At 35.0% G+C, this 7456-nt stretch carries 6 protein-coding genes; 2 read left to right on the top strand and 4 right to left on the bottom strand.

What is annotated here, in order from left to right; translation table 11 throughout:
- Nucleotides 1-176 precede the first annotated feature (176 nt).
- Nucleotides 177-3119: an RHS repeat protein gene (locus L1967_RS09105; RefSeq protein WP_249601346.1), complete on the bottom strand. Its 2943-nt coding sequence runs from the start codon at nucleotides 3117-3119 to the stop codon at nucleotides 177-179.
- Between the two features lie 704 nt (nucleotides 3120-3823).
- Here L1967_RS09105 and L1967_RS09100 point away from each other — a divergent pair.
- Nucleotides 3824-4474 (top strand): hypothetical protein, encoded by a 651-nt coding sequence (locus L1967_RS09100; protein ID WP_249601345.1) that lies wholly within the window; start codon nucleotides 3824-3826, stop codon nucleotides 4472-4474.
- A gap of 6 nt (nucleotides 4475-4480) precedes the next feature.
- Here the strand turns inward: L1967_RS09100 and kynU are convergent, their stop codons facing one another.
- Nucleotides 4481-5758 carry a kynureninase gene (kynU, locus tag L1967_RS09095; RefSeq protein ID WP_249601344.1) on the bottom strand — a complete coding sequence of 426 codons (1278 nt, stop codon included), beginning with the start codon at nucleotides 5756-5758 and terminating at the stop codon, nucleotides 4481-4483.
- 142 nt (nucleotides 5759-5900) lie between these two features.
- Between kynU and L1967_RS09090 the strand changes: the two genes are divergently transcribed.
- Complete coding sequence (locus L1967_RS09090; protein WP_249601343.1) at nucleotides 5901-6548, top strand: O-methyltransferase; 648 nt, start codon at nucleotides 5901-5903, stop codon at nucleotides 6546-6548.
- On the opposite strand, the gene L1967_RS09085 is transcribed toward L1967_RS09090, so the two are convergent.
- Complete coding sequence (locus L1967_RS09085) at nucleotides 6542-7099, bottom strand: phosphatase PAP2 family protein (RefSeq protein ID WP_249601342.1); 558 nt, start codon at nucleotides 7097-7099, stop codon at nucleotides 6542-6544. The genes L1967_RS09090 and L1967_RS09085 overlap by 7 nt on opposite strands.
- Nucleotides 7100-7113: 14 nt before the next feature.
- Nucleotides 7114-7401 (bottom strand): Sec-independent protein translocase subunit TatA/TatB, encoded by a 288-nt coding sequence (locus L1967_RS09080; protein ID WP_249601341.1) that lies wholly within the window; start codon nucleotides 7399-7401, stop codon nucleotides 7114-7116.
- Between the last annotated feature and the right edge of the window lie 55 nt (nucleotides 7402-7456).

The following is a 7456-nucleotide window of genomic DNA, read 5'->3' as shown; positions in this document are numbered from 1 at the left end:
TAAATATTCGGGTTCCCATAACCATCCCCATCATTATCCCGATAATAAAGCGTGGTGCCGGGGGGACATTCATCGCCATCATCCGGTATACCAATCTGGGCTAACAATGTGTCCCCTATAAAACCTATAAGAAAAAAAACGGTAAGTGATATATATTTATTCATAACCTAGGGGGTTTATTCGCCTTTATAATGATATTCATATTCCTCTACTAACTTACCTTCGTGGTCTTTGACCATCTCCAAACGGCCGAAATCATCATAGTGATAGGTTGTTGTCCTGCCACGGGGATCGGTCATAACAGTCATCCCTACCAAAGGTTCATATTCATAGGTTGTAATCATCGCATCTTTGAAAGCACTATTGGAGCGGAGATTATTGATTGCAGGTAAATCCGATTCATCAACATTCTTAAGTAGACCCAGTTCATTTTCTAAAGTCGCTTTGGTCGTATTCTCTATCTTGGCTATGGGGTATTGTCCATGATAGCCCCACAGGTAAACTATATGGGCACCACCTGCTTTTGATACTTCTTTGATTTTTCCATTTGCATAATAATCTTCAAAAACGATTCTATCCTGCCAAACGCCTGTGCCTTTTGAGCTTTGAATTCTTTCAGGTTGATAAACAGCGTTACCCCAATCTTTATAATTCGTTCTTGTGGTTGATACTGCTGCATTATGGGTTCTTATTTTCTCTTCTATTACAGGGCTTAAAATATTCGCGGTTTCCATTTTTTTATAGACATTATTAGAAACTGCAAAATCATTAGGATATTTGGTCTCTGTGACCATTACCTTTCCATCACTGTTGGTAATTGTAGTAGAAGCTATTTGGTTTTTATCATTGTAATCATAGTCCCTAACTACCGTAACCCCATCTTGTGTTATAGTTTGTTTAGTTAGATTAGCGACCCCATATTGAATCTTATAATTACCATAAAAGAATACGCTCCAGGCCGTACTAGGATTTTCTGTATAGCTATCAATATTTTCTTTTTGCCAAATAAGCCCGTATACTGGGATTAAATTTTTATAGGAATAATCATTGATAATACTTTTAATAGGGATACTTTCTCCTTCTTTATAGAAGTATTGTTCCTGTAACAGCCCACGCTTCCAACTGTAATCTGTTCTAGGGGCGTAAGGCCATCCGCCCCGACTTCTTGGAAAATTACTACCTTTTCTAATTCCCTCCTCCTGCCAAGCAATTCTCCAAGAATACCTTTGACGCATATTATTTACAGACACTGGGTCGTATTCATAATAGGTATCTGTAAAATCTCCAGACCGAGATTCATTTGCTCCATTATAAACATTTAAAATAAAACCATTACCAACCTCAATTTCCTTTACCTCTCTATAACTAATATGATATCCGTTTGTAGATCCCAAACCAAATACGGATCCTGAATGAATCATTACTTTGTATTGCTTATGGTTACCAATAGGATCAGTGTGATTAAAATTTGAATTATATAGATAAAAATTACCAAGATCGTTATCAAAATTTGGAAAAACAAAAATAGCATCGTAATTAGTATAATTTGGATAGTCAACTATAAAACCATTTTTATATTCATATTTTTTTGTTTTAAGAATATCTCCTGAAAAATCACGCTCAACTATCTCTGAAATCCTCAGACCACCAACCTCAACATCATCTGCATGCGCGTGATCTCCAATATGCGCTTCATAATTAAAGGTGCTTTTCCCACCTGTAGGATAGGTTATTGATTTTAAAGTTCCGCACCTACTCCAAGGAAATGATGCAGAACGGTCTGCCCCTGAAACCATTTTTTGGGAAAGCGTTACGTTAAGTCCGTGTGGTACAGAGCCCGAGAAAGCCGGTCTCAATGAAGAGTTATAGTTCTCACCATTATAATACCCCCAATGATCCTGCGCGTAAGACATTTTATTAGCTAATGAATCTTTCCCATTGCTTAATCTACCCCAATATTCAAAAACATGCTTTTTTTCGTCTACATTAATAGTATTTATCTCCTTAATGCTTTTTAAATACATCCTTTTGTTAGCCCAAGACATATCATGAAATTTCCATAAATAATTTGAAGTGCTTAAAGGCTTATTTGTTTCTATAAACTCTTGATCAAATAATACTTTTTTTTTAAGATGACCTTCATATTTAATTTCAATACCAGTTATTGCTTTTGCTTTGTTCGCCGACGACGCTGAGCTTAAGTTATAATCTGACCGCTCTTGTTCTGCTTTAAATTCCAGGCTGACTCCAAAATTTGTATTTATTTTTGTTAATCTCAAAGCTCTTTGTTGAACATTTACCGCATTAATATTTTCTTCTATCGTTAGTCTTGCATCAACATACGCTATACTTCTTGCGGGGTACCAATAGGTGAACTTCTCCAAGGCATATTCAAATGAAATTTCTTCTGAACCATCTGCAGAAACAATTTTTGTTAAATACCACGATATATTATTTAGACCTATTGACTCTGTATCATCAAAATAGTACTTTATTCCGTCTAAATCTGTAATTACTATATCGGCCTCCGGATTAGTTGTATATTCTAATTTAAATTGCGAATCTGGCATAATCCTGGCCGCTCCATTTTCATCAAATACAAATTTTCCTGAATAATTTCCGAAATTGTAAAAGAACAAATCTGGTTCAGTGTCTGTGGTAGAGTATTCACTAGAAATCTCCGTCACAATAGAAAGATCCAACAAATCAGGATTCATATTAAACGGAAGACTCTCAGGGCGTTTGGGAGATATTTTATTAGTATATGAATTAATTCCATTTTCAGGAAGACCTTTAATTGATCTTGTAATAACGCCTCCCGCATTTAAAGCCCAGCCCAATCCAATATTTGAACCTTGATCTTCTATTTTTATCCCAGATGCACGGTAAGAAACCGAAATTGGAAGTGATAGTTTACTCCCTTTTATATTCCAAATTAGAATGCTAATGTTCGGGGTTCCTATTGCTAGACTAACTGGTGTATTACCATATTCTCCTAAAGTAGCTGCGTTAGGAGATGTAGGAGTTATGTCAGGAACTTCCTGTCCAAGAACGGTAATAGATACTAAAAAGAAAAGGAAAACATATATTAAACCTTTACTTCCAATTTTTGATTTCATATTAAAGTAATTTCATTAAACTATATAAAAACTAAAAAGACCTAAGATGCCTTTTAATAAATTTATCCACCAGTAATTAATAGTATATTTCTTTTTAATTTTTAAAAAAATAACTTAAGAATTAAACCTTCTTTGATCAATTAAAAATTAAATATTCGAAAAATCACAGTAAATAATTTTTTACAAAAATTTCTGGAAAAATACTCAAATATTTTGTCCCAATGGCAAATCAAAACCTTCCTAATAGTAAGGTTTTGAGTAAGTTTTAATTTAAAAAAATGATTATAGAATATTATAAACAATCACAAAGCATTAAAGATCTAAGGATGGAAGCTTTCAACTCTATTTTACTGATATTGTGATAAAATAAGCTGCATTATTTATCGAATTAATTCGCCGTAATTTGTAATAATTCGTTTTATTCGTAATTCCGTTCCGATAGCTATCGGAATTGATCCGGAATCTCATACTGTAGTAAAAAAACAAGCTATTTTGATGAGACCCTGAATCAAGCCCGCCTGCCGGACGGGCAGGTTCAAGGTGACAACACTTTATTATGATCTATTGTAGACATTCAATTATCGAATGTCAAATCCAGTGATTTATTTAAAAATATAAGCCACTGGATTTTTTTATTGAAAATGATGCTCTATGAGTTTTCGGACTGATTGTTGTTTCTGTTTTTTAGCAGCAATCCGTTTCTTATGAAAAAAATATACTTTATTACGCTTTCATTGCTCTTCATATTTAATTCCTGCTCTGAAGTTGAGAAAGAAAACCTTCAGCAGCTGGAACCCACTAAAAAATTATATTCGAAGCGCTTTTTAGACATGCAGGATCAAACTTTAAAGATTATCGATTTGGATGCTTTAAAAACCTATGCCGATTTACGTGCTCGTTTAGATGAGAATAGTTGTAACGATTATCTTTCTGCTATAAAATTTAAGGTTAAAAATAAACAATATCATCTTGTAGGCTACCATACCTGTCCCAATTTTCGAGGTGTAGCATGCTATTTACGATCTAATGCTATTTACATTTACAATGATTCTATTTTAGAAAATTATAGAACCAAGTTTTCTATCGATCATTTAGATAAAAAAATTGATGAGCTTGTTGAAGATTCTCAACGCTCATATAACATTGACCGTCCAAGAAAAAATCTATTCTTTATCGACTATCCAGATTCAACTAGAATCTCTGAAGTAAAAATTACATTGAAAAAACTATTTGAAGCCAATGAAGAATTAGAATCTAAAATTCAACAACCAATAACAAATTCGATAATTTTTGATCCAAGAATTCCAGGCCCGCCTCCGCCACCAGCTCCTTCAATGGTCACTGGTTTTGAGTAAAAATAATTACTTCCCTAAAATCCCCTTTTTTAAGATCTGGCCAAATTCGTACATATCTTCGTAAGAGCAATAAAAAGGTGCTGGTGCTAATCGTATTACATTGGGTTCTCGCCAATCTGGAATTACACCATTTTGCATTAGGTAATTAAAAAGTTCTTTTCCTTCGCCGTGTAAAAACACAGATAATTGTGTCCCGCGTTCTTCCTGGTTAGCCGGGGTGATCACTTCAAAAGTGCTATCAACTTCCTTATCAATTTCATGCAAAATAAACTCCAGATAAGCAACGATCTTATTTCTCTTTTCAATAAGAGCATCCATTCCAACCTCATCAAACATTTGTAACGAGGCCAAATAGGGTGCCAAGGCCAAAACAGGCGCATTGCTAATTTGCCATGCATTTGCACCGTCTTCTGGCTGAAATTCAGGTTCCATTAAAAATCGGCGATCTTTGTTATGTCCCCACCAGCCTTCAAATCGTGGAATGTCTTTTTTGTTATGATATTTTTCGTTGATAAAACAACCCGAAACATTTCCCGGGCCGCTATTCATATATTTGTAACTACACCAGGCGGCAAAATCTACATTCCAATCGTGTAATTCTAATTTTATATTTCCTGCGGCATGGGCCAAATCCCATCCTACAAAAGCCCCAATTTTGTGTCCTGCTTCAGTAATGGTTTTCATATCAAAAACCTGCCCGGTATAATAATTTACACCGCCGATTAAAATCAAAGCACACTCCTCTCCTACTTCTTCAATCTTAGCAAGAATGTCTTCAGTTCTGAAATTATGTTCGCCATCACGCTTTTTTAGTTCTACAATAGCATCTTCAGGATTGAAACCATGAAAACGCACCTGACTCGAAATCATATATTGATCGCTTGGAAAAGCTTTTTCTTCGCAAATGATCTTATAGCGCTTTTTTGTTGGACGATAAAAAGACACCATCATAAGATGTAAATTCACGGTAAGCGTATTCATCACCGTAATTTCTTTTGGTTTTGCTCCCACTACTTTAGATAGCTTTTCAGCAAAACGCTCATGATAATCCCACCAGGGCTTATCGGCCTGAAAATGTCCTTCTACAGCCAGATCACCCCAATCTTTCATGATATCATTCACGTAACTTTGTGCCGATTTTGGCTGTAATCCTAAAGAATTACCAGTAAAATAGATCGCATTTTCATTATTGATCTTCGGAAAAATAAACTCGTTTCGATATTTCGCTAACGGATCTTTGCCATCTAATTGCCTGGCAAATTCGCGAGAATTTTCAAATTGCATGTGGATTGTAATTTTTGCTAAAATACAACTTAGGCTTTAGAATGCCAGTATGAGATAAGTGAAGCTTTTCTAAAGATCCAGAATCGAAATTTGATAAAATACCAAGCGGTTTATTTTAGTATTTTTGTAAAAAGATTTTTTTATGGATTTTTTACCTCAGGATATCATTGAATATTGCGAAAATCATTCTGAAAAAGAGCCTGAATATTTAGCTAAACTCAACAGAGAAACACACCAAAAGGTTTTACAACCACGTATGCTTAGCGGGCATTATCAGGGCCGATTATTAAGTTTGATTTCAAAACTGGCAAATCCTAAACATATTCTGGAAATTGGCACTTACACAGGATATTCTGCACTATGTCTTGCCGAAGGACTTCAGAATAAAGGACAGCTTCATACCATAGATATTAACGAGGAGCTTTTTGACTTTCAGCAAAAGTATTTTCAGGAATCGGCATATAAAGATCAGATTATTCAGCATTTAGGCGATGCCACTCAAATAATTCCGCAATTAGATCTCAAATTTGACCTTGTCTTTATCGATGCCGATAAACCAAACTATCCAACATATTTTGAGATCATCATCGACAAAATGAATCCCGGCGGATTAATATTATCGGATAATGTGTTATGGAGTGGCAAGGTTTTAAAGGAAGTCAAAAAGGACGATACTTCTACTGAAGCGCTTGTAAAATACAATAAGATGCTGGCAGAAGATGACCGTATAGAAACAGTGATCTTACCACTTCGAGATGGATTGACATTAAGCCGGGTTAAAAATCAATAAAACCGACTTTCATATTTCAAGTAGATTTTATAGAAGATCCAAGCCATAAGTACGCCAACCAAGCCCCCTACAAAAAGGTCACTTGGATAATGAACCCCTACAAATATTCGGCTTAGGGATAACATAAATGCCCAGATATAAAGCAACCAGATCCATTTATAGGTTTTTCGAAGTACTAAAACGACAAAAGTGACCAACACAAATGCTGAAGAGGTATGCCCCGAGAAAAAACTAAAGTTGGTAGGTTCTTGAAGAATCCTTATAATTTCATTGATTTCCGGATTATTATTGGGTCGTAAACGGTCTACTACATTTTTTGTCCAAAACGTAAGGCCAAAAGTTACCGCCCAGGAAACTAATAGAAATACAGAGGAATAAATGGCTTTCTTTTTATGAAACGCCATAAAAAATAAAACAAAGAAAAGAATGTAAAGCGGTATCCAGTGTCGAATTTGGGTAAACCAAATCCAGAAGTTATCGTAATCTTCGATCCCTAAACCATTGAGATACACAAAAAGCTCCCTATCCCATTGCTTAAGCTGTTCGAACATTCAGAAAATATAATTTATAATTTACGTTTTATAGAACCGGTAATCTCGTCGATATTATCTTTTACCTTATCAATCTCACCTTTTACATCGTTGGTAATGCTCTTTGTATCGATTCCCTGTTTATCTGCGCTTTTAGTGATCTCATTTTTAATATCATCTGAAGCATTTCTAAGCATTCTCATGCCTTTACCCATACCACGTGCGATTTCAGGAATTTTATCTGCTCCAAAAACCATAACGAGGATAAAAATGATAAAGCCAATCTCTGCGCCACTAATAAAAAACGGAAGTGTAGTCACCATAATAATAACAAATATAGATACAAATATCAGCATAAAAAAAGCCGACTCGTTAAAG

It is taken from the genome of Zunongwangia pacifica (assembly GCF_023499215.1).
Taxonomy (GTDB): Bacteria; Bacteroidota; Bacteroidia; order Flavobacteriales; family Flavobacteriaceae; genus Zunongwangia; species Zunongwangia pacifica.
The sequence above is the reverse complement of the archived record's forward strand: the minus strand, read 5'-3'. Positions and strand labels throughout refer to the sequence as shown.